At 69.4% G+C, this 19,413-nt stretch carries 16 protein-coding genes and 1 pseudogene; 6 read left to right on the top strand and 11 right to left on the bottom strand.

Going from position 1 to position 19,413, the window contains the following annotated elements:
* Positions 1 to 61 precede the first annotated feature (61 nt).
* Genes AB0I51_RS45465 through AB0I51_RS45455 form a run of 3 tightly spaced genes read right to left on the bottom strand, consistent with a single transcriptional unit; the run spans position 62 to position 2,795 of the window.
* Positions 62 to 868 (bottom strand): amino acid ABC transporter ATP-binding protein, encoded by an 807-nt coding sequence (locus AB0I51_RS45465; RefSeq protein ID WP_362984915.1) that lies wholly within the window; start codon positions 866 to 868, stop codon positions 62 to 64.
* Positions 865 to 1,803, bottom strand: a complete 939-nt coding sequence (locus AB0I51_RS45460) for an amino acid ABC transporter permease (RefSeq protein WP_362984913.1) — start codon at positions 1,801 to 1,803, stop codon at positions 865 to 867. Before AB0I51_RS45460 ends, AB0I51_RS45465 begins: the two co-directional genes overlap by 4 nt.
* 35 nt (positions 1,804 to 1,838) lie before the next feature.
* On the bottom strand, positions 1,839 to 2,795 hold the full coding sequence (locus AB0I51_RS45455; RefSeq protein ID WP_362984911.1) for an ABC transporter substrate-binding protein: 957 nt from the start codon (positions 2,793 to 2,795) through the stop codon (positions 1,839 to 1,841).
* A gap of 501 nt (positions 2,796 to 3,296) precedes the next feature.
* Between AB0I51_RS45455 and AB0I51_RS45450 the strand changes: the two genes are divergently transcribed.
* The 4 genes from AB0I51_RS45450 (at position 3,297) to AB0I51_RS45435 (ending at position 6,726) form a co-directional block, all read left to right on the top strand.
* Positions 3,297 to 4,520, top strand: coding sequence for an NADP-dependent malic enzyme (locus AB0I51_RS45450; protein ID WP_362984909.1), 1,224 nt, complete (start codon positions 3,297 to 3,299; stop codon positions 4,518 to 4,520).
* Positions 4,521 to 4,838: 318 nt separating this feature from the next.
* Positions 4,839 to 5,804 carry a zinc-binding dehydrogenase gene (locus AB0I51_RS45445; protein ID WP_362984907.1) on the top strand — a complete coding sequence of 322 codons (966 nt, stop codon included), beginning with the start codon at positions 4,839 to 4,841 and terminating at the stop codon, positions 5,802 to 5,804.
* Positions 5,805 to 5,941: 137 nt separating this feature from the next.
* Positions 5,942 to 6,151, top strand: a complete 210-nt coding sequence (locus tag AB0I51_RS45440; RefSeq protein ID WP_359602372.1) for a helix-turn-helix domain-containing protein — start codon at positions 5,942 to 5,944, stop codon at positions 6,149 to 6,151.
* The gene (locus AB0I51_RS45435) at positions 6,151 to 6,726 is read left to right on the top strand and encodes a Clp protease N-terminal domain-containing protein (RefSeq protein ID WP_362984905.1); all 576 of its coding nucleotides are present in this window, start codon (positions 6,151 to 6,153) and stop codon (positions 6,724 to 6,726) included. The genes AB0I51_RS45440 and AB0I51_RS45435 overlap by 1 nt, the downstream gene beginning before the upstream one ends.
* A gap of 63 nt (positions 6,727 to 6,789) precedes the next feature.
* Here the strand turns inward: AB0I51_RS45435 and AB0I51_RS45430 are convergent, their stop codons facing one another.
* Positions 6,790 to 7,869, bottom strand: coding sequence for a helix-turn-helix transcriptional regulator (locus AB0I51_RS45430; protein ID WP_362984903.1), 1,080 nt, complete (start codon positions 7,867 to 7,869; stop codon positions 6,790 to 6,792).
* A 1-nt stretch (position 7,870) separates the two neighbouring features.
* Positions 7,871 to 8,857, bottom strand: a complete 987-nt coding sequence (locus AB0I51_RS45425) for a hypothetical protein (RefSeq protein ID WP_362984901.1) — start codon at positions 8,855 to 8,857, stop codon at positions 7,871 to 7,873.
* Between the two features lie 215 nt (positions 8,858 to 9,072).
* Between AB0I51_RS45425 and AB0I51_RS45420 the strand changes: the two are divergent.
* Positions 9,073 to 9,809: pseudogene (locus AB0I51_RS45420) on the top strand (hypothetical protein).
* Positions 9,810 to 9,846: 37 nt separating this feature from the next.
* Here AB0I51_RS45420 and AB0I51_RS45415 read toward each other — a convergent pair.
* From AB0I51_RS45415 to AB0I51_RS45395, 5 genes are all read right to left on the bottom strand, one after another.
* Complete coding sequence (locus tag AB0I51_RS45415; protein ID WP_019075209.1) at positions 9,847 to 10,029, bottom strand: DUF6104 family protein; 183 nt, start codon at positions 10,027 to 10,029, stop codon at positions 9,847 to 9,849.
* 88 nt (positions 10,030 to 10,117) lie between these two features.
* Positions 10,118 to 13,930 carry a multifunctional oxoglutarate decarboxylase/oxoglutarate dehydrogenase thiamine pyrophosphate-binding subunit/dihydrolipoyllysine-residue succinyltransferase subunit gene (locus AB0I51_RS45410; protein ID WP_362984899.1) on the bottom strand — a complete coding sequence of 1,271 codons (3,813 nt, stop codon included), beginning with the start codon at positions 13,928 to 13,930 and terminating at the stop codon, positions 10,118 to 10,120.
* A gap of 281 nt (positions 13,931 to 14,211) precedes the next feature.
* Complete coding sequence (locus AB0I51_RS45405) at positions 14,212 to 15,318, bottom strand: ATP-binding protein (RefSeq protein ID WP_362984897.1); 1,107 nt, start codon at positions 15,316 to 15,318, stop codon at positions 14,212 to 14,214.
* A complete protein-coding gene (locus AB0I51_RS45400; protein ID WP_019075191.1) occupies positions 15,315 to 16,055 on the bottom strand; it encodes a response regulator transcription factor in 741 nt (246 codons plus the stop codon). The genes AB0I51_RS45405 and AB0I51_RS45400 overlap by 4 nt, the downstream gene beginning before the upstream one ends.
* Positions 16,056 to 16,168: 113 nt before the next feature.
* A complete protein-coding gene (locus AB0I51_RS45395) occupies positions 16,169 to 16,846 on the bottom strand; it encodes a spermidine synthase (RefSeq protein ID WP_362984895.1) in 678 nt (225 codons plus the stop codon).
* 166 nt (positions 16,847 to 17,012) lie between these two features.
* Here AB0I51_RS45395 and AB0I51_RS45390 point away from each other — a divergent pair, with 166 nt between their 5' ends.
* The gene (locus AB0I51_RS45390; RefSeq protein WP_362984893.1) at positions 17,013 to 17,897 is read left to right on the top strand and encodes a rhomboid-like protein; all 885 of its coding nucleotides are present in this window, start codon (positions 17,013 to 17,015) and stop codon (positions 17,895 to 17,897) included.
* On the opposite strand, the gene AB0I51_RS45385 is transcribed toward AB0I51_RS45390, so the two are convergent.
* Entirely contained in the window at positions 17,894 to 19,396 is a 1,503-nt protein-coding gene (locus AB0I51_RS45385) for a sulfatase (protein ID WP_362984891.1), read from the bottom strand. The two genes, AB0I51_RS45390 and AB0I51_RS45385, sit on opposite strands and share 4 nt — an antisense overlap.
* Between the last annotated feature and the right edge of the window lie 17 nt (positions 19,397 to 19,413).

The raw sequence follows: 19,413 nt of genomic DNA, 5'->3' as shown, positions 1-19,413 counted from the left end.
ACCCCCGGCCGTCCCCCCCCCCCCGGGCGGGGGGGGGCCCCAACCCGCCGCTGGGGACGGTTCAGAGCACCTTGGACAGGAACCCCTGCGTCCGCTCGTGCTGAGGGTTCGTCAGGACGTCGCGCGGGTGGCCGGATTCGACCACCACACCGCCGTCCATGAAGACGAGGCTGTCACCGACCTCGCGCGCGAAGCCCATCTCGTGGGTGACGACGATCATTGTCATGCCGGACTCGGCGAGGTCGCGCATGACGTCGAGGACGTCACCGACCAGCTCCGGGTCGAGGGCCGACGTCGGCTCGTCGAAGAGCATCAGCTTCGGGTCCATCGCCAACGCCCGGGCGATGGCGACCCGTTGCTGCTGGCCGCCGGAGAGCTGCGAGGGGTAGCTCTGGGCCTTGTCGGCGAGCCCCACCCGCTCCAGGAGCTGCATCGCGCGCTCCTTGGCCTGAGCCTTGTTGACGCCTCTGACCTGTACCGGCGCCTCGGTGATGTTCTCCGTGGCCGTCATGTGCGGGAACAGGTTGAAGCGCTGGAAGACCATGCCGATGTCCCGCCGTTTCACCGCCACTTCACGATCGCGCAACTCGTAGAGCTTGTCGCCCTGCTGGCGGTAGCCGACCAGTTCGCCGTCGACGTACAGCCGGCCGGCGTTGATCTTCTCAAGGTGGTTGATGCACCGCAGGAAGGTCGACTTGCCGGAGCCGGAGGGGCCGATGAGGCAGAACACCTCGCCGGACTTCACCTCCAGGTCGATGCCCTTGAGGACCTCGACCGGACCGAACGACTTGTGGACGCCCTCGGACTTGACCATCGGGACCGACGGGTCGGTCGTGGCGGAGTCGGTCTTGGTGAGCTTGTCGGTCATGCCGCTGCTCCCTTCGGACGGCCGATGGACAGCACGTTCGCCCGGATCTTCTGGAGCGGTGTCGGCGGCAGCGCGCGGCTGGAACCGCGGGCGTAGTACCGCTCGACGTAGTACTGCCCGACGCTCAGGACGGACGTCATGATCAGGTACCAGGCGGCGGCGAGGAAGTACATCTCCACCGGGGCACCGGAGTTCTGGCCGATGTCCTGGGCGTAGCGGAAGAGCTCCGGATACTGGACGGCCGCCACGAGCGAGGTCGTCTTCAGCATGTTGATCACTTCGTTGCCCGTGGGAGGCACGATCACCCGCATCGCCTGCGGGATCACGATCCGGCGCAGCGTCTTGGCGTGGCTCATGCCGAGCGCGTGCGAGGCCTCGGTCTGGCCCTCGTCCACGGCGAGCAGACCGGCGCGGCAGATCTCCGCCATGTACGCGGCCTCGTTGAGGCCCAGGCCGAGCAGCGCCGTCAGCAGCGGCGTCATGAAGTCAGACCAGTAGTTCTTGTAGATCGGACCGAGGTTGACGTACTCGAAGACCAGGCCCAGGTTGAACCAGAGGAACAGCTGTACCAGGACCGGGGTGCCGCGGAAGAACCAGATGTAGAACCAGGCGATCGACGAGGTCACCGGGTTCTTCGACAGACGCATCACCGCGAGGCCGATGCCGCCGACGATGCCGATCACCATCGACAGGACCGTCAGGAGGAGGGTCTTGTAGACACCGGTCATGATCCGGTGGTCGAAGAAGTAGTCCGGTACGGCATGCCAGTTGATCTTGCCCTGGCCGAACGCGTAGACGATCGCGACCAGGATGCCGATCGCGATGACGGCGGAGACGTACCGCCCGTAGTGCCGGACCGGAATGGCCTTGACGGGCTTCGGGCCGGCCGGAGGAGTGTCCTCCGGCCCTGTCGTCTTCTCGATGTCAGTAGTCACGGGGGTTGCCCTTCAGCAGCCGCTCGTACACGCGGTCACTTGCCGCCGTTGATCACGGACGACTTGACGGCGCCGTCCTCGGCGCCCCACTTCGTCAGGATCTTCTGGTACTCACCGCTCTTGATCACCGCGTCCATCGCGGCCTGCAGCGCGTCCCGCAGCTGGGTGTTGCTCTTGGCGACGGCGATACCGTACGGCGCCGCCTCGACCTGGTCGCCGACCAGCTGGAAGTCCTTGCCGCCGCCCGAGGTCTTCACCGCGTAGGCGGCGACCGGGAAGTCGGAGGAGGCCGCGTCCGCGCCGCCGGAGCGCAGCCGCGTCTGGGCCTGCTGGTCGTCGTCGAAGGGCTCGATGGTGATCTTCTTGCCGCCCGTGCACTTCTTCGTCTCGGTCTTGGCGAGGTCCTCCGAGACCGTGCCGCGCTCGACCGCGAGCTTCTTGCCGCACAGGTCGGCCCACGAGGTGATGCCCCCGGTGTCGCCCTTGCGCGTGTAGATCGAGACACCGGCGGTCAGGTAGTCGACGAAGTCGACGCCCTCGCCGACCTTCTTGCCCGTGTCGGGGTCGACACCGTTCTGACGGTTCTTGTTGTCCGTCATCGCGGACATGGCGATGTCGTAGCGGTTGGAGCGCAGACCGGTGAGCAGCGCGTCGAACGTGCCGTTCTCGAACTCGAACTTCACGCCGAGCTGCTTGCCCATGGCGGCCGCGAGGTCCGGGTCGAGGCCGACGACCTTGCCGGAGGAGTCCTTGAACTCCACCGGGGCGTACGCGATGTCCGAACCGACCCTGACGACTCCCTTGTCGCGGATCGCCGCGGGAAGCTTGGACGCCAGCGGAGCCGAGCTGGTGGACGCGCTGCTGGAGTTGTTGTCCTTCTTGGTCTGGTCACCGCAGCCGGCGAGCAGCAGGGAGCCGGCGACCGCGATCGCACCGACCGCTGCCAGCCGGGTGTGCGGGGCGGTCGTACGACGGGTGAAGCGTGCGGTCATGATGGATTCCTCCGGCGGATGGGCGGCGGTGCCGACGGGTCGACGAGAACACACACCTTCGGGTGTCGCGACCTCGTGTGATTAGGGCATCTTGCCATTCGGACTGAACCATTCAGGGGACTCCCTATGTCAAAATCGGATAACGGGTGACCCCCGAAACGCATCAGGTCGGTACATCGGGACGCTCTGATCACGGACCATCTGCTGGAATCACTCCTTCCGGCCGGAAGATCTTCGGCATGTCTCACGATGTGATCGATCATCGTTCCGTCCTCGGCCGACGAGATGTGACCTTGCGCCTATTGGACTCGTCCTCGGTGCCGTCCGTCCGGTAAGAAGGTTCTTTACACCCCTCATCCGGGGCTCAGGGCGCGTGTGCGGCGCGCCCGTCGCGCAGGTGCTCGTACGCATCAACTCTCTGGGCCCTGCGCGGTGCCCGCCCACCCCTCACCAGGGAGTGGCCACCCTCAAAATCAATGAAGACTTAAGGGGTAAGACAAAGTGGCAGCGGAGATCGTCAATCCTCGCAGCGACAGCAGTACGGATCAGGAGGGTGGGGCCGAGCCCCTCGATTCCTTCGATCCTGCGTTCGCGCTGCACCGCGGCGGCAAGATGGCCGTGCAGGCCACCGTGCCGATCCGCGACAAGGACGACCTGTCCCTGGCGTACACACCCGGCGTCGCGCGCGTGTGCACCGCGATCGCGGAGCAGCCGGAACTCGTCCACGACTACACCTGGAAGTCGTCCGTCGTCGCCGTCGTGACGGACGGTACGGCGGTGCTCGGACTCGGCGACATCGGCCCCGAGGCCTCCCTCCCCGTCATGGAGGGCAAGGCGATCCTGTTCAAGCAGTTCGGCGGCGTGGACGCGGTGCCGATCGCGCTGGACTGCACCGGCGTCGACGAGATCATCGAGACCGTGGTGCGCCTCGCGCCCTCCTTCGGGGGCGTCAACCTGGAGGACATCTCGGCGCCTCGCTGCTTCGAGATCGAGCGCAGGCTCCAGGAGCGGCTCGACATTCCGGTCTTCCACGACGACCAGCACGGTACGGCGATCGTGACGCTGGCGGCCCTCCGCAACGCGGCGAAGCTGACCGGGCGGGAGCTGGGCGACCTGCGCGCCGTCATCTCCGGCGCGGGCGCGGCCGGGGTGGCCATCGCCAAGTTCCTGCTGGAGGCCGGGCTCGGTGACGTCGCCGTCGCCGACCGCAAGGGCGTCGTCTCGCGCGACCGGGACGACCTCACGCCGGTCAAGCGCGAACTGGCCGAGCTCACCAACAAGGCCGGGCTCTCCGGGACGCTGGAGGCGGCGCTGGAAGGCGCGGACGTCTTCATCGGCGTCTCCGGCGGTACGGTGCCGGAGCCGGCCGTTGCCTCGATGGCCAAGGACTCCTTCGTCTTCGCCATGGCCAACCCGAATCCCGAGGTGCACCCCGATGTGGCGCACAAGTACGCGGCGGTCGTCGCCACGGGCCGGTCCGACTTCCCGAACCAGATCAACAACGTGCTGGCGTTCCCGGGCATCTTCGCGGGCGCGCTGCAGGTGCGGGCCTCTCGGATCACCGAGGGCATGAAGATCGCGGCGGCCGAGGCGCTGGCCGGGGTCGTCGGCGACGACCTTGCCGCGGACTACGTGATCCCCTCGCCGTTCGACGAGCGGGTCGCGCCTGCGGTGACGGCAGCTGTGGCCGCGGCTGCGCGGGCGGAGGGTGTTGCCCGACGGTAGTCCGAATGGCCCCGCCCGTTCGGGCGGGGCCATTTTTTTGCCCACCCGCCCGGCCGTTCGGGTGATTGAGGGGTGGGCGTTTCCCGTCGGTGGCTCGGGTCGTTCGGCGACTGCGGGCCGGGCGGGCTTCCTGGCACCGGTCCGGACATCTTGGCGCGCCCGGCGTTTGAGGACGAGGCCCGTTCGGGGCCGAAGCCGGGGGGCTGGGAGCGCCAGCCTCCTGGACGGCCCCTGAACACCCCCTCCTCTTGGCAAGAGGGCATGTGTCACACCGCCCGGTAGTTCCCCGCGCCACCGGCGGAGCCTATGGTCAAGGTCATGTTCGCCGTCTACGCCGCCCGAATCGACCGCGACCAGCCGCTCTCCGGCCTTGAGTTGGGGGAGCGTCCCGCCCCCGAGGCTCGGCCGGGCTGGAGCACCATCGATGTCAGGGCCGCTTCCCTCAACCACCACGACCTGTGGTCCCTGCGCGGCGTGGGCCTCGCGGAGGACAAGCTGCCGATGATCCTCGGCTGTGACGCCGCCGGCGTCGACGAGGACGGCAACGAGGTCGTCCTGCACTCCGTCATCGGCCAGACCGGCCACGGCGTCGGCCCCAGGGAACCCCGTTCCATCCTCACCGAGCACTACCAGGGCACCTTCGCCGAGCAGGTCGCCGTACCGACATGGAACGTGCTGCCGAAGCCGAAGGAGCTGTCCTTCGCGGAGGCCGCCTGTCTGCCCACGGCCTGGCTGACGGCGTACCGCATGCTCTTCACCAACTCCGGCGTACGCCCCGGCGACTCGGTGCTCGTGCAGGGTGCGGGCGGCGGTGTGGCCACGGCCGCGATCGTGCTCGCGAAGGCGGCCGGGCTGCGGGTCTTCGCGACCAGCCGGGACGAGGCCAAGCGGAAGCGGGCGCTGGAACTGGGTGCTCTGGAGGCGGTGGAGCCGGGGGCTCGGCTGCCGCAGCGCGTGGACGCCGTCATCGAGACCGTCGGCGCGGCCACCTGGTCCCACTCGGTCAAGTCGCTGAAGCCGGGCGGCACACTCGTCATCTCCGGCGCCACGAGCGGCGACCGCCCCTCGCACGCCGAACTGACCCGCATCTTCTTCCTCGAACTCAAGGTCGTCGGCTCGACCATGGGTACCAAGGACGAGCTGGAGGACCTGCTCGCCTTCTGCGCCACGACGGGTGTCCGCCCGGTCATCGACGAGGTACTCCCACTGGACCGGGCCCGCGAGGGCTTCGAACGGCTCGACTCCGGCGGCCAGTTCGGAAAGATCGTGCTCACGAACGGCTGACGTCTCGTCCCTTCTGCTCGCCCCTTCCGCTCGTCTCTTCTGTCTGGCTCACGGCCGGTCCGGTTCTTCTCGGGCCGGCCGTCGGCGTCTGTCAACTTTGATTGACAGATGGGTGAGTGTCAACGTAGGTTGACATCATGACCGAAGCAACGGATCTCGCCGAGCGCGCGGGTGACCGTGACCCACGGGTCGGCCTCCGTGCCGTGTCCGCGCTGCGCAAGCTCGTGGAGCAACTGGAGGCGGTGCAGGTGCGCGCCGCGCGCAATCAGGGCTGGTCGTGGCAGGAGATCGCCGCGGAACTCGGAGTCAGCAGGCAGGCCGTCCACAAGAAGTACGGGAGGCAGTGATGTTCGAACGGTTCACGAAAGACGCCCGCGCCGTGGTGCAGAGCGCGGTGGAGCACTGCGAGCGGTCGGGGACCGGTTCCGGTTCCGTCGAGGCCGAACACCTGCTGCTGGCACTCCTCGACCGCGAGGGCAGCCGCGCCGCCTTCACCCTGGCCGCCCTCGGCCTCGCCACCGAAGAACGCAAGGAGTCCCTACGGCGGGCTCTGGGCGACGCGCGCCGACGGGCCGGGCTCTCGCAGTCCGAGGCCGACGCCCTTGCCGGACTCGGCATCGACGTCTCGGAGATCGTCGCCCGGGTCGAGGAGGTGCACGGTGTCGGGGCGATGTCCGGCGACCGCAAGGGCCGGGAGTGGAGGTCGGGCCGTCGTACCTTCAGCCGGGGTGCCAAGAACGTCCTGGAGAAGTCCCTGCGTATCGCCGTGGCTCACCACGACCGCCACATCGGCGACGAACACCTCCTCCTCGCCCTGACCATCCTCCCCGGTGTGCCGGGTGAGGTGCTCGCCGACCACGGGGTGACCCACGAGGCGGCGACACGGGTTCTGTACGGCGGGGGAGAGGCGAAGGCGGGCTGAGGAGCGGGGCGGTGCGCCTCGGTTCGATGTCGCGGCGCACCGTGTGCGGGCCTCTGCCTCGGCTCAGGACTTGCGTCCGCCCCGCAGTATCGCCCCGATGTGCGCCGCCGCCACGGACAAGTGGCGCCGGGTGTCACGGAGCTGGTCCTCGGTGACGCCCCGGTCGCGGGCCGCGTCACGGATGTCGTCCCGGAAGCGGTCGAGGAGCCGGTCCAGATCGCGGGCCGGGTCGCCGGTGGAGTCCTCGTGGGCCCAGGCCGGTTCGTACTCCGCGGGGAAGTCGTCCGGGGTCTGGCTGTACTCCGGTGCCGACGCCCCCGGTGCTGGTGCCGAAGCCGACTTGCCCGCACTCGGCCGCCCCCCGAACCCGAAGTCCTTGCCGAACTCCTTCCCGAAGTCCCCGAACTCCTTGGCCAGTTCGGTCAGGCTCTCCCGTACGCCCGTGGGCCAGTCGCCGCGTGCGAAGTGGTCCTGGGCGTGCTCCTGGACCTGGCGGCCGATGCGCTGCATCTCCTCCTGGGCCTGTGCCCACGCCCGCGCCTGCGCCTCCTTGGCCTGGCGCCGGGCCTGCTGGGCCTCCTCGCGGGCTCGCCGGCTCTCGTCCTTTGCGCGCCGGGCCTGCTCCTTCCACTCCTGCTTGGCGCGGCGCATCTCCTCCTTGGCGGCGCGCCACGACTCCTTGTCGCCGAAGTCCGTGAAGTCCCCGGCGGTCCCTTCGTGTTCGCCGTTGCGAGCCCGCGCGCTGCCGGTGCCCCGCCGGGCCTCGGAGGCCGCCGCGCGCATCTCGCGGCGCAGGTCGCCCGCCGCGCCGCGGACATCGGCCCGGATCTCGGCGGCCAACTCGGCGACGGACTCGCGGATCTCCAGCTCCAGGTCGGCCAACTCGCCACTGCGGTCGGCCAGTTCGGCGCGTCCGGCGTCCGTGATGGCGTACACCTTCCGGCCGCCCTCGGTGGTGTGGGTGACCAGGCCCTCGGCCTCCAGCTTGGCCAGGCGCGGGTAGACCGTGCCCGCCGACGGCGCGTACAGCCCCTGGAAGCGCTCCTCCAGGAGGCGGATCACCTCGTAGCCGTGTCGGGGGGCCTCGTCCAGCAGCTTCAGCAGGTAGAGGCGGAGGCGGCCGTGGGCGAAGACGGGAGGCATGTCAGAGCACCTTCTTGTCGGTCGTACCGTCGGCCGAGGCGTTGCCGGAAGCATCGTCCGGGCCGGAAACGGAATTGTCCCCCGAGTCGCCCTGAACCCCGTTCGCGGGGGCATCGGTCACGTCGTCCTCAACGCCCCGACCGCTTCCCCGGCCGCTGTCCTGGACGGTGTCTTCCTCGTCCTCCGCCGCCGGCCGGCGCAGCAGGGCGATCGAGCCGGAGACGGTAGTGGCGCGCAGCTTTCCGGTGCCCGCGCCCAGGCGTCCGGTGATCTTGTGGGCGCCCCACTGGCCGTGCACCCGCAGTCCGTCGAAGGCGTTGGAGATCGAACCGCTCGCCGTGTTGGCCTCGACGTCCGCGTCCGCGGGATGCGGCAGCCGGATGGCGATCTCGCCCGAGACATTGGTCAGCCGGACGTCGGTCGGGCCGTCCGGGTCCAGGTCCACGATCATCGATCCGCTCACGGACTCGGCGCGCACGGAGGGCCCCGAGCCCTCGACGACGGTGAGGTCGCCGGAGACGGAGTTGAAGCGGAGGTCGCCGGTGACGGCCTGGGCCTCCAGGTTCCCCGAGACCGTCTCGGCGCGGACGGATCCGGAGAGGCTGACGAGGGTCGTGTCACCCGTGACCCCCCGCACCACCGCAGGCCCGCTGATCCCGGAGACGACGGCCGCCGCGCCGACCACCCCGACCTCGACCCGGGTGCTGGCCGGAACCGCCAGGGAGACCACCGCACTGCGCCGCCAGCCCTTGCGGTCGAGCCACTTGAGGAAGCCCTTCCAGGGCAGGTCCTCGTACGCCACCGTCAGCGTGCCGTTCTCCTGGGTCACCACAAGCGGCGGCCCGTCGATCTCGGAGATCTCGATACGGGCGGAACTCTCGTCCGTCCCTACGACGTTCACCGTTCCGTTGACGATGCGCACGTGGAGATCGCTCACGGGCTCGTCGAACGCGAGTTTCTTGGGCTCTGCGACGGACCACTCGGACATGATGCAGACCTCCTCGGTCGAACCGCACGGGACGGGATCGGACACAGACGGGACCGGACGCAGACGAGACCGGACATGACGCGCCATATCGCGTCTCCCGAGAAACACGATATATCGCGGATGCGGAAAGTCAAGACACTCGTTTCGGTGATCGTCGATCGACCCCGACCGTCCAACGACCGGCGGAAAGGGGCGTATTGCCCTAGCGTGTGACCATGTCCACGGAGAAGTCCCAGGTCGGACGCCGGGCCGGTGCCGGCCCGGGCGCGCTGCTGCTCTGCCGGGCGGAGGCGGATTCCGTCGCTCCGGCGGCACATCTGCTTCGCGAGCGCATGCTGCTGACCGGCGCGGGCGAGGACTGGAGCGTGCTCGTCCCCGAGGGCAGGCCCTGGCTGGACGGCGACGAACCGGTCGACCGCGTCCTCACCGGCTGGGCCGCCGCGCTCGCCGTAGGCGCCCCCTGGCCCGTACTCGCCCTGTGGTGGGACGCCGACCGCGCCGGATACACCCTGGCCTCGGGCTTCCGGCGTCCCGTCGGCTACGTCTGGCTCGCCGACGGCACTCCCGCCGGCGAGGACGAGGCGATGCGCACCTTCGCCGCCCGCCTGTCCCTGGACCCCGTACTGGATCTGCAGTCCCTCGACCACCTGACGAAACTGGACCCCGAGGCCGACGCCCGCGCCCGTCTGCGCGGCCTCCTGGCGGTCCTCACGCGCGCGGGAGTGGCCCTGCGGAACTGGAAGCGGTCGACAACGGCCCCCTGGGCCCCTGGCTCCCCTGGTCCGGCACCCCCGCGGTACGCGCCCTGACCCTGGCCCAACTGACGGCGGGCCTCCCGCTCACGGCTATGGGCCTACGACGCCGTAGCGCGGGCTGGATCGTGGCGGGGGCACTGCTCCTGGCCCAGGGGGCGCTGGGCATCGCCTACGAGCTGGCCCGCCCGCGCGACTGACAGGGGAGGCGGGGCCGGGCCGCCGTAGGAACTACTGCTACTCGTCGTCGTCCTCGTCGTCCAGCCGTGCCAGCCAGGTCGCCAGGCGCTCCACCGGGACCTCGAAGTCCGGGTTCAGATCGACGAACGTCCTCAGCTGCTCGGCGAGCCACTCGAAGGTGACCTCTTCCTCGCCGCGCCGCTTCTCCAGTTCTTCGATGCCACGGTCCGTGAAGTACATGGGTCAAGGATAAGTGCGCGCAAACGGCCGGGCCGCACCCCCGGAGTGGGGGTGCGGCCCGGCCGCGTACGACGGGGGTTCGGGGCGGTTACGCCTCGAAGACCTCACGCACCAACTGCTCCTGCTCCGCCTGGTGCCGCTTTGCGGAACCGACGGCCGGGGACGAGCTGTGCGGGCGCGAGATCCGCCGCAGCCGCTCCCCGTGAGGAACGTCCGCGCCGACCGCGAGGTCCAGGTGGTCGATCAGGTTCAGGGCGATGAACGGCCAGGCGCCCTGGTTGGCCGGCTCCTCCTGGGCCCACAGGTACTTCTCGACGTTCGGGTACTTGTTGACCTCCGCCTGGAGCTCGGCACCCGGCAGCGGGTACAGGCGCTCGACGCGGATGATCGCCACGTCCGTGGTGCCGCGCTTGGCGCGCTCGGCCTCCAGGTCGTAGTACAGCTTGCCCGTGACGAAGACGACCTTGCGGACGGCGGCGGGGTCCGTCACCGTCTCGTCGCCGATGACCGGGCGGAACTGACCCGTCGTGAACTCCTCCGTCTTCGACGCGGCGGCCTTGAGGCGCAGCATCGACTTCGGGGTGAAGACCACCAGCGGCTTGTGGTGCGGGTTGTGCACCTGCCACCGCAGGAGGTGGAAGTAGTTCGACGGGAGGGTCGGCATCGCGACCGTCATGTTGTTCTGCGCGCACAGCTGGAGGAAGCGCTCGACGCGGGCCGAGGAGTGGTCCGGGCCCTGGCCCTCGTAGCCGTGGGGGAGGAGCAGGGTGACGCCTGACGTCTGGCCCCACTTCTGTTCCGCCGCCGAGATGTACTCGTCGACCACGCTCTGCGCGCCGTTGACGAAGTCGCCGAACTGCGCCTCCCACATCACCAGCGCGTCGGGACGGGCGAGCGAGTAGCCGTACTCGAAGCCCATGACCGCGTACTCGGAGAGCAGGGAGTCGTAGACGTTGTAGCGCGCCTGGTCCTCGGCGAGGTACTGGAGCGGGGTGTAGTCCTCGCCCGTCTGGCGGTCGATGAGGACCGCGTGGCGCTGGCCGAAGGTGCCGCGGCGGGAGTCCTGGCCGGACAACCTGACCGGCGTGCCCTCCAGGAGCAGCGAGCCGATCGCGAGCGTCTCGCCCATGCCCCAGTCGATCGTGCCGTCCTCGACCATCGTCGCCCGGCGCTGCAGCTGGGGCAGCAGGCGCGGGTGGACGTGGAAGTTGTCCGGGATGTTGACCTGGGACTCGGCGATGCGCTTGACGACCTCCGTGGAGATCGCCGTGCCGACCGCGACCGGGAACTCGGCCTGCGGGTCCGACATCGGGGCCACGCCCGGCTGGGCAGTCGCCTCGCGGACCTCGGTGAAGACCTTCTCCAGCTGGCCCTGGTAGTCCTGGAGGGCTTGCTCGGCCTCCTCAAGGGTGATGTCGCCGCGACCGATGAGGGACTCGGTGTACAGCTTGCGCACCGAGCGCTTCTTGTCGATCAGGTCGTACATCAGGGGCTGGGTGAAGGCCGGGTTGTCCGACTCGTTGTGACCGCGGCGGCGGTAGCAGATGAGGTCGATCACCACGTCCTTGTTGAACGCCTGACGGAACTCGAAGGCCAGGCGGGCCACGCGGACCACGGCCTCCGGGTCGTCGCCGTTCACGTGGAAGATCGGGGCCTCGATCATCCTCGCCACGTCCGTCGCGTACATCGACGAGCGGGACGACTCCGGGGCGGCCGTGAAGCCGACCTGGTTGTTGATGACGATGTGGATCGTGCCGCCGGTGCGGTAGCCGCGGAGCTGCGACATGTTGAGCGTCTCCGCCACCACGCCCTGGCCCGCGAAGGCCGCGTCACCGTGCAGGGCGAGGGGCAGGACCGTGAAGTCCGTGCCGCCCTTGTTGATGATGTCCTGGCGGGCGCGGACGATGCCCTCGATGATCGGGTCGACCGTCTCCAGGTGGGACGGGTTCGCCGCGAGCGTGACCTTGATCTGCTCGCCGTCCAGGCCGGTGAAGGTGCCCTGGGCGCCCAGGTGGTACTTCACGTCGCCGGAGCCGTGCATCGACTTCGGGTCGAGGTTGCCCTCGAACTCGCGGAAGATCTGGGCGTACGACTTGCCCACGATGTTCGCGAGAACGTTCAGGCGGCCTCGGTGGGCCATGCCGATGACGACCTCGTCGAGGCGCGACTCGGCCGCGCTGTCGATGACCGCGTCCAGCAGCGGGATGACCGACTCGCCGCCTTCGAGCGAGAAGCGCTTCTGGCCGACGTACTTCGTCTGCAGGAAGGTCTCGAAGGCCTCCGCCGCGTTCAGGCGGCGCAGGATGCGCAGCTGCTCCTCGCGCTCCGGCTTGGAGTGCGAGCGCTCGATGCGGTCCTGGATCCACTTGCGCTGCTTCGGGTCCTGGATGTGCATGAACTCGATGCCGGTGGTGCGGCAGTACGAGTCGCGCAGCACGCCGAGGATGTCGCGCAGCTTCATCAGGGACTTGCCGGCGAAGCCGCCGACCGCGAACTCCCGCTCCAGGTCCCACAGGGTGAGGCCGTGCTCGGTGATGTCCAGGTCGGGGTGCTTGCGCTGGCGGTACTCCAGCGGGTCGGTGTCGGCCATGACGTGACCGCGGACCCGGTAGGAGTGGATCAGCTCGAAGACGCGGGCGGCCTTCGTGACGTCGTCGTCGTGCGAGGCGTCGATGTCCTTGAGCCAGCGGACCGGCTCGTACGGGATGCGCAGCGCCTCGAAGATCTCGTCGTAGAAGCCGCTCTCGCCGAGCAGGAGGTTCGCGACGATCCGCAGGAACTCGCCGGAGGCGGCGCCCTGGATGACCCGGTGGTCGTAGGTCGACGTGAGCGTCATGACCTTCGAGATGCCGAGCTTGTTCAGGGTGTCCTGGGACGTGCCCTGGAACTCCGCGGGGTAGTCCATGGAGCCGACGCCCATGATGACCGACTGACCGGGCATCAGACGCGGCACCGAGTGGACGGTGCCGAGGCCGCCGGGGTTGGTCAGCGAGACGGTGACGCCGGTGAAGTCGTCCATCGTCAGCTTGCCGTCGCGGGCGCGGCGGACGATGTCCTCGTAGGCCTGCCAGAACTCGAAGAAGTTCAGCGTCTCGGCCTTCTTGATGCCGGCGACGACGAGCTGGCGGTCGCCGTTGGGCTTCACCAGGTCGATGGCGAGACCGAAGTTGACGTGCTCCGGCTTGACCAGGGTCGGCTTGCCGTCCTTCTCCTGGAAGGAGTGGTTCATCGACGGCATGGCCTTGATGGCCTGCACCATCGCGTAGCCGATGAGGTGGGTGAAGGAGATCTTCCCGCCCCGGGCGCGCTTCAGGTGGTTGTTGATGACGATGCGGTTGTCGAAGAGCAGCTTGACCGGGACCGCGCGCACGGACGTGGCCGTGGGCACCTCGATCGAGGCGTTCATGTTCTTCGCGACCGCGGCGGCGGGGCCGCGCAGCGTCACGTACTCGGGGCCCGCGGGGGCCTCGGTCGCCGGCTCGGCCTTCTTCGGCTGGGCGGCAGGGGCCGCGGCCGGAGCAGGGGCCTTCGCCGGCGCGGCCGCGGGAGCCGGCGCCGGAGCGGCGGCTGCGGGCGCCGGCGCGGGGACCGCCGGAGCCGCGGGTGCGACAGGAGCGGCCGGGGCCGGGGCTACGGGTGCGGCCGGGGGAGTGGTGGTCCCTGCGGCCCCCGTGGCCGCAGTACCCGCCGAAGTCGAGGTCGGGGCGGCAGCCGCGCCCGGCTTGTAGTCGGCGAAGAAGTCCCACCAGGCTCGGTCAACCGAGTTCGGATCCTGGAGGTACTGCTGATAGATCTCGTCGACGAGCCACTCGTTGGGGCCGAACGCCGCCGCGGGATTCTTACCCGCGGCTTGGTCGGACTCGGTCGAGATGGTCGAGTTACTGGGGGACTGTGACGACACGGCGGCAACCGCCCTCTTCCGCTTCACAAGGTGATGGACAGCGGGAATTAAGGCTACGCCCCCATGACCACGAAGGTCAGGTCGGGCCGGTCCATCGTCGTGTAAGTCACACCGGAAAGTGTGTTTCGGGGGCTGAAATGGCGGGAAACAAGCGTGGTTCCGCTATAGAGGGGGTCTTCTGGTGCGGGCCGGGCGCACGAACAGCGCGGGCCTGTGCCTGATCACACGTGTCCGTCAGCGCGGACCGCCGTGGATCTTGGGGCTCCGGGTCGAACTTTACGTCAACTTGGCACGGATGACAGTCCCGGGAGAGTGACGATAATCCTGCAGCCACGGTCGGATTCGGCCACACCGATCCGGCCGCCGTGCAGGTCCACCGCCCAGCGGGCGATCGCCAGGCCGAGGCCCGTACCGCCGTCGCTGCCGGGTCCGTGGGGCGCGCTCACCGCTCCCCGGTTGAACCGCTCGAAGATGTGCGCCCACTCCGCCTTCGGGATGCCGGGCCCCTCGTCCAGGACCTCCAGCTCCAACGACTCCGGCAGCGACCCGCGCCGCGCCTTGACCGTCACGCGCCCGTGCGCCGGGCTGTGCTTCACCGCGTTGTCGATGAGGTTGGCGACGACCTGGTGGATGCGCTCCGGGTCGGCGAGCGCGGTCAGCTCCGGCGGGGACACGTCCAGGTGCAGATGGACGTCCGTGCGCGTGTGGCTGCCCGAGCCGGACGCGATGCCGGCGCGCGCGGAGGCGACCATGTTGACCTCCTTGAGCACGCCCGAGAGATACGGCCACACCTCGAAGCGGCGCGTCTTCAGGGGTACGACGCCGTTGTCCAGGCGGGAGAGGTCAAGGAGCGTCTCGACAAGACGTCCCAAGCGTTCGGTCTGCTTCAGCGCCGTGCGCATGGTCTCCGGGTCGGCGGCCGAGACGCCGTCGACGACGTTCTCCAGAACGGCGCGCAGGCCCGCGATGGGGGTGCGCAGCTCGTGCGAGACGTTGGCGACGAGTTCCTTGCGCTGGCGCTCCTGGGCCTCCAGCTCGTCGGCCATGACGTTGATCGTCTCGGCCAGGTCGCCCAGTTCGTCGCGGCGGTTCTCGCGCACCCGGCGCGTGTAGTCGCCGCGCGAGATGGACCGGGCCACCGTGTTCATCTCGTCCAGCGGCGCGGTGAGCGAATGGGCCACGAACTGCGTTATCAGCAGTGTGGCGATCATCGAGAAGACCGTGATGAAGCGCAGCTCCGTCGCCGTGCGCATGGCGATCATCATCAGCCCGGTGGTGATGAGCACCGAGATGACGACCAGCGCGCCCAGTTTGGTCTTGATCGAGAACGGGCGTACGCCGCCCCAGGGCTCCCCGGGGCTCCTCCGTGACGTCGGCCCGCCGCTCATGGCGTCGGTGTCTCCAGTGCGTAGCCGACACCGTGCACCGTGCGGATCCGCTCGGCGCCGATCTTCCGGCGCAGTGCCTTGATGTGGCTGTCGACGGTGCGGGTGCCGGAGGCGTCCGCCCAGTCCCACACCTCGGCGAGCAGCTGCTCGCGGGAGAGCACGGCACGGGGGGTGTTCGCCAAACAGACCAGCAGGTCGAACTCGGTGGGCGTCAGGTGCACGTCCTCGCTGCGGACCCGTACCCGGCGCTGCGCGTGGTCGATCTCCAGCTCGCCGAGGCGCAGGATGCCCGAGCGCGGGGTGGACGCGGCCACCACGGCACGCTCCACGCGGCGCAGCAGGACGTGCACCCGCGCGGCCAGCTCCCGCATCGAGAACGGCTTGGTCATGTAGTCGTCGGCGCCGACCCCGAGTCCGACCAGCATGTCGGTCTCGTCGTCGCGCGCGGTGAGCATCAGCACCGGCACCGGGCGGGCGGCCTGCACCCGGCGGCAGACCTCCAGGCCGTCGAAGCCGGGCAGCATGATGTCGAGGATCAGCAGATCGGGCTGCCAGGCCTCGGCGGTGTCGACGGCCGAGGGCCCGTCGCCCGCGGTCTGTACGAGAAATCCCTCGGCGCGCAAACGGGCCGCGATGGCGTCGACGATCGTCGCATCGTCCTCGACCACGAGCACCCGGCGCTGCGCGCCCGGCGTGGCCGTGGCCGTACCGTTGTGGGAGGTGTGTGTCTGCTCCATCGCCCGCCCCTGAAGTGTGCTTTCCGGAACCAGTGGGGTGATCCCATGACTGCGCTTGACGCTTGAATGATCCGCGTCAGGCAAGCAGGGTACGGGCAGCGGCAACCCCTTTGCTATCCAGGTCGTACGGCGAGGTGCACGACGTCGGGAACTCCTCGGGCAACGAGGATCTCTTCGGTACGCACCTGCTGGAACCCGGCATTCCATAAGGTTCGCTCAAATTCCGGAGAGGGCTGCGCCGACCACACGGCGAGTACCCCTTCAGGCCTCAACACCCTTGCGCAGCTTGCCAGTCCGGCCGGTGAGTAGAGGGTTTCGTTGCTGTCGGTGACGGTCCAGTCGGGGCCGTTGTCGATGTCGAGGCAGAGCGCGTCGAAAGTGGCGCAAGTCTCATTGACGAATGCGACCAGATCCGTTTTCAGAATGTCGGTGCGCGGGTCGGCGAGAGCGGCCGCGGAGAGCGCGGACAGCGGGCCAGAGCGGTGCCATTCGACGATCGCGGGCTCCCGCTCCACGACCGTGATCCGGCCCCAGCGGGGGTCGGCGGCGGCGTGCGCGAGCGAGAAACCCACGCCCAACCCGCCGATCAGCACGTCCGGTTGGGGGCGCCCGTCGAGCGCGGCGTACGCGGCGTCGACCAGCAGCCGCTCCGAGCGCCCGTCCGAGGTGTCCATCAGGAAGCACCCGTTGGCGATGATCTGCAGCAACTCCCCGTGCCGGCGCAGCACCACCTCGCCGTAGGGGCCCTCGCGACGGTCCAGGACAACGGGAGTGTCGTACGCGGTGGTCATGCGCCCCATTTTGGCAGTTTCACCGGATCGGGCGGCGGGATCGGCCGCCTGTGGACGCGCAAGAAGCCTTGGAGGTTGCTGTGAATCGGCTCTCGCGTGGCGTCGGTCATAGACAGCGACAGGTGGGACGGCGAAGGGTGGGGTGAAACGGAAGGAGCCCCTCACGGTGGAACGGACCGCGACGGCCGATACCCAGGTCTCCGCCACGCCCTCGGGCGCGCCTTCGGCCGGGGAGGACTCCTCTCTGCTGGACGCCATGCCAAGACAGCGTGAAGTGGTGGAAACGGCCTGGGGGTTGAGCCGGCCGGCGGTCTCCGTCTCGGCGTCCACCCCTGCCGTTCCCCGCGCACCGCGCGTCCCGGGCCTGCTGCGTCTGGTCCGCCCCTGGCGGCTGCTGCCGACGCCCACCGGGACGCCGTTCACCTTCGGTTACGGGACGCTGCTCGTCGTCACCTCGTTCATCGCGCAGTACGCCTCTCCCACGCTGGTGAACCAGCTGCACCAGGCCTCCAGCACCGATGTCACCCATCTCGTCAGCGACCCGTTCCTGGTGCTGGTCGCCAGCGCGCTGTGGATCGTCGGCGGGGTGATGTCGCCGTACGCGATCCTCTTCCTGCTGGTGCTGACCGCGCTGGAGCGGCGGATCGGCGGGGTGCGCGCCGCCGGAGTGTTCCTGACCGGCCACATCCTGGCCACGCTCGCGACCGAGGGCACCGTGGGGCTGGCCGTGTTGGCGGGGCATCTGCCCGACACCTCGCTGCACCGCCTCGACTACGGCATCAGTTTCGGCGTCGCCGCGAGCACCGGGGCGCTGGCGGGTCTGCTCAGGCCCTGGCTCGGGCTGCCGCTGCTCGCCCTGTTCGGCTGGACCCTGGTCACGGACCTGATCGCGTTCACCGACCCCATGACCAACTGGGGCCACCTGATCTCGCTCACGATGGGCGTCGCGACCTGGCCGCTGATACGGCGCTGGCAGCGGGACGGGCGGATGGTCCGGTTGGCCTGGGTCGAGGTGGCCGGGACGGACCGGGTCGAGGTCGGCCGGGTCTAACTCCCGGCCCGTCTGGCCGCGTTCAGCCCTTTCGCCAGGGCCGGGATGCCAAGTCGCGCTTCCTGCGCGGGGGTTGCTCCGTGCAGCTTGTTGGTGAGCTGGTACGGGTCGGCGCGGAGGTCGTAGTACTCGCGGAAGAGCACCTTGCCGTCGCCGTCCGTGGGTCGGCCGTTGTTGTCGAGACGGGTGCGGTAGTACTCGGTGTACTGCTCCGACTTCCCGATGTACGTCGCCCAGGTGTGGATCGGCTCCTTGTCCTGCCGGTTCCACCACCACTCGGCGAGCAGATGGCCCCGGTCGCCGGTGCCGAGGAGCGAGTGGCCGTCGTGCGGGGTGTCCGGGGTGAGGCCGGCTGCGTCGAGGAGGGTGGGCGCGAGGTCGACGTGACCGGTGAGGCGGTCGTCCGAGGTGCCCCTGTCGAGACCCCGGGCCGGCCAGGACAACTGGAACGGCACTTCCAGACTCGGCCGGTACGGCACCGACTTGCGCAGCCAGCCGTGGTCGCCCCAGCACAGGCCGTGATCGCTGGTGTACAGCACGAGCGTGTTCTCCAGCTGGCCGAGCGACCGCAGCCGGTCGCGGAAGTCGCGCATCGCGTCGTCCACCGACAGCAGGGTCCTCAACTGCCGGGCGCGCAGGGCCTGTCCGGCGGCCAGACCGTGCTCGGCCCGGCGCAGGAACGCGGGCTTGTCGGCCTTGTCGGTCTCGAAGACGGACGGCCGTCCCGGCCACTCGGGGACGCGTGTGCGGGTGTACTTCTTCTCCGGGATGTTCAGTTCGTGGGCGCTGCGCGTGGCGACGTACGCGAACCACGGCCGCCGGTCCGTCCTCGAACCCTCCAGGAAGGCGAGGGCGCGGTTCTTGATGACGGTGGTGTTGTAGCCGGGGATGTTCCGGACGGTCCCGCCGTCGTTGTAATGGCCGTTGTAGTACGCCACCGGTTCCTGGAGCAGCCACTCGTCGAAGTGGGGCGGGTTGTCGCCGGTGTGCCAGTAGTTCAGGTACTTGCCGAACAGGCCGGTGCGGTAACCGGAGTCGTGCAACTGCCGTTGCACGGTGGTGTGTTGGTCCAGGTGGTAGGGGTGACGGGTGTCCAGGACGCCGTGGTTGTGGGCGTAACGGCCCGACATGATCGAGGCGCGGGAGGGCGCGCACAGCGGGGTGTTGGCGTGCGCCCGCTCGAAGGTGACGCCGTGGTCGCCGAGCCAGTCGACGGTCTGCGGGGTCGCCCACTCGGTGTCCTTGGGCTGGTCGTCCGTGACGACGAGCAGGATGTTGGGGCGGTCGTCGCCCCGGGCGCGGGTGCGGGGCGTGGGTGAGGGGGCGGCGAAGTTCCGTACGGGCGTGGCCGGTTCGGCCGGGGCGGTGGGCTTGTCGTCCTTCACCGCGTGGAGGACGGCCGGGATCGCCGCCGCCGTCGCGACCACCGCGGCTCCGGCCACGACAGCGCGCCTGCCGGGCCCGCGCCGCTCCTGATGCTGATCCTTGTCCTTGTCCATGTCGTCCCCCGTGTCCC

Origin of the sequence: Streptomyces sp. NPDC050549, from assembly GCF_040655035.1 — a bacterium.
GTDB lineage: Bacteria > Actinomycetota > Actinomycetes > Streptomycetales > Streptomycetaceae > Streptomyces.
This window is presented reverse-complemented; position numbering and strand designations above follow the sequence as displayed.

Coding starts and splice junctions, on each gene's coding strand:
- AB0I51_RS45395 (WP_362984895.1), bottom strand. CDS start 16,846: ATGACCACCGCGTACGACACTCCCGTTGTCCTGGACCGTCGCGAGGGC.
- AB0I51_RS45435 (WP_362984905.1), top strand. CDS start 6,151: ATGTTCGAACGGTTCACGAAAGACGCCCGCGCCGTGGTGCAGAGCGCG.
- AB0I51_RS45445 (WP_362984907.1), top strand. CDS start 4,839: ATGTTCGCCGTCTACGCCGCCCGAATCGACCGCGACCAGCCGCTCTCC.
- AB0I51_RS45455 (WP_362984911.1), bottom strand. CDS start 2,795: ATGACCGCACGCTTCACCCGTCGTACGACCGCCCCGCACACCCGGCTG.
- AB0I51_RS45465 (WP_362984915.1), bottom strand. CDS start 868: ATGACCGACAAGCTCACCAAGACCGACTCCGCCACGACCGACCCGTCG.
- AB0I51_RS45425 (WP_362984901.1), bottom strand. CDS start 8,857: ATGTCCGAGTGGTCCGTCGCAGAGCCCAAGAAACTCGCGTTCGACGAG.
- AB0I51_RS45405 (WP_362984897.1), bottom strand. CDS start 15,318: ATGAGCGGCGGGCCGACGTCACGGAGGAGCCCCGGGGAGCCCTGGGGC.
- AB0I51_RS45430 (WP_362984903.1), bottom strand. CDS start 7,869: ATGCCTCCCGTCTTCGCCCACGGCCGCCTCCGCCTCTACCTGCTGAAG.
- AB0I51_RS45400 (WP_019075191.1), bottom strand. CDS start 16,055: ATGGAGCAGACACACACCTCCCACAACGGTACGGCCACGGCCACGCCG.
- AB0I51_RS45415 (WP_019075209.1), bottom strand. CDS start 10,029: ATGTACTTCACGGACCGTGGCATCGAAGAACTGGAGAAGCGGCGCGGC.
- AB0I51_RS45440 (WP_359602372.1), top strand. CDS start 5,942: ATGACCGAAGCAACGGATCTCGCCGAGCGCGCGGGTGACCGTGACCCA.
- AB0I51_RS45385 (WP_362984891.1), bottom strand. CDS start 19,396: ATGGACAAGGACAAGGATCAGCATCAGGAGCGGCGCGGGCCCGGCAGG.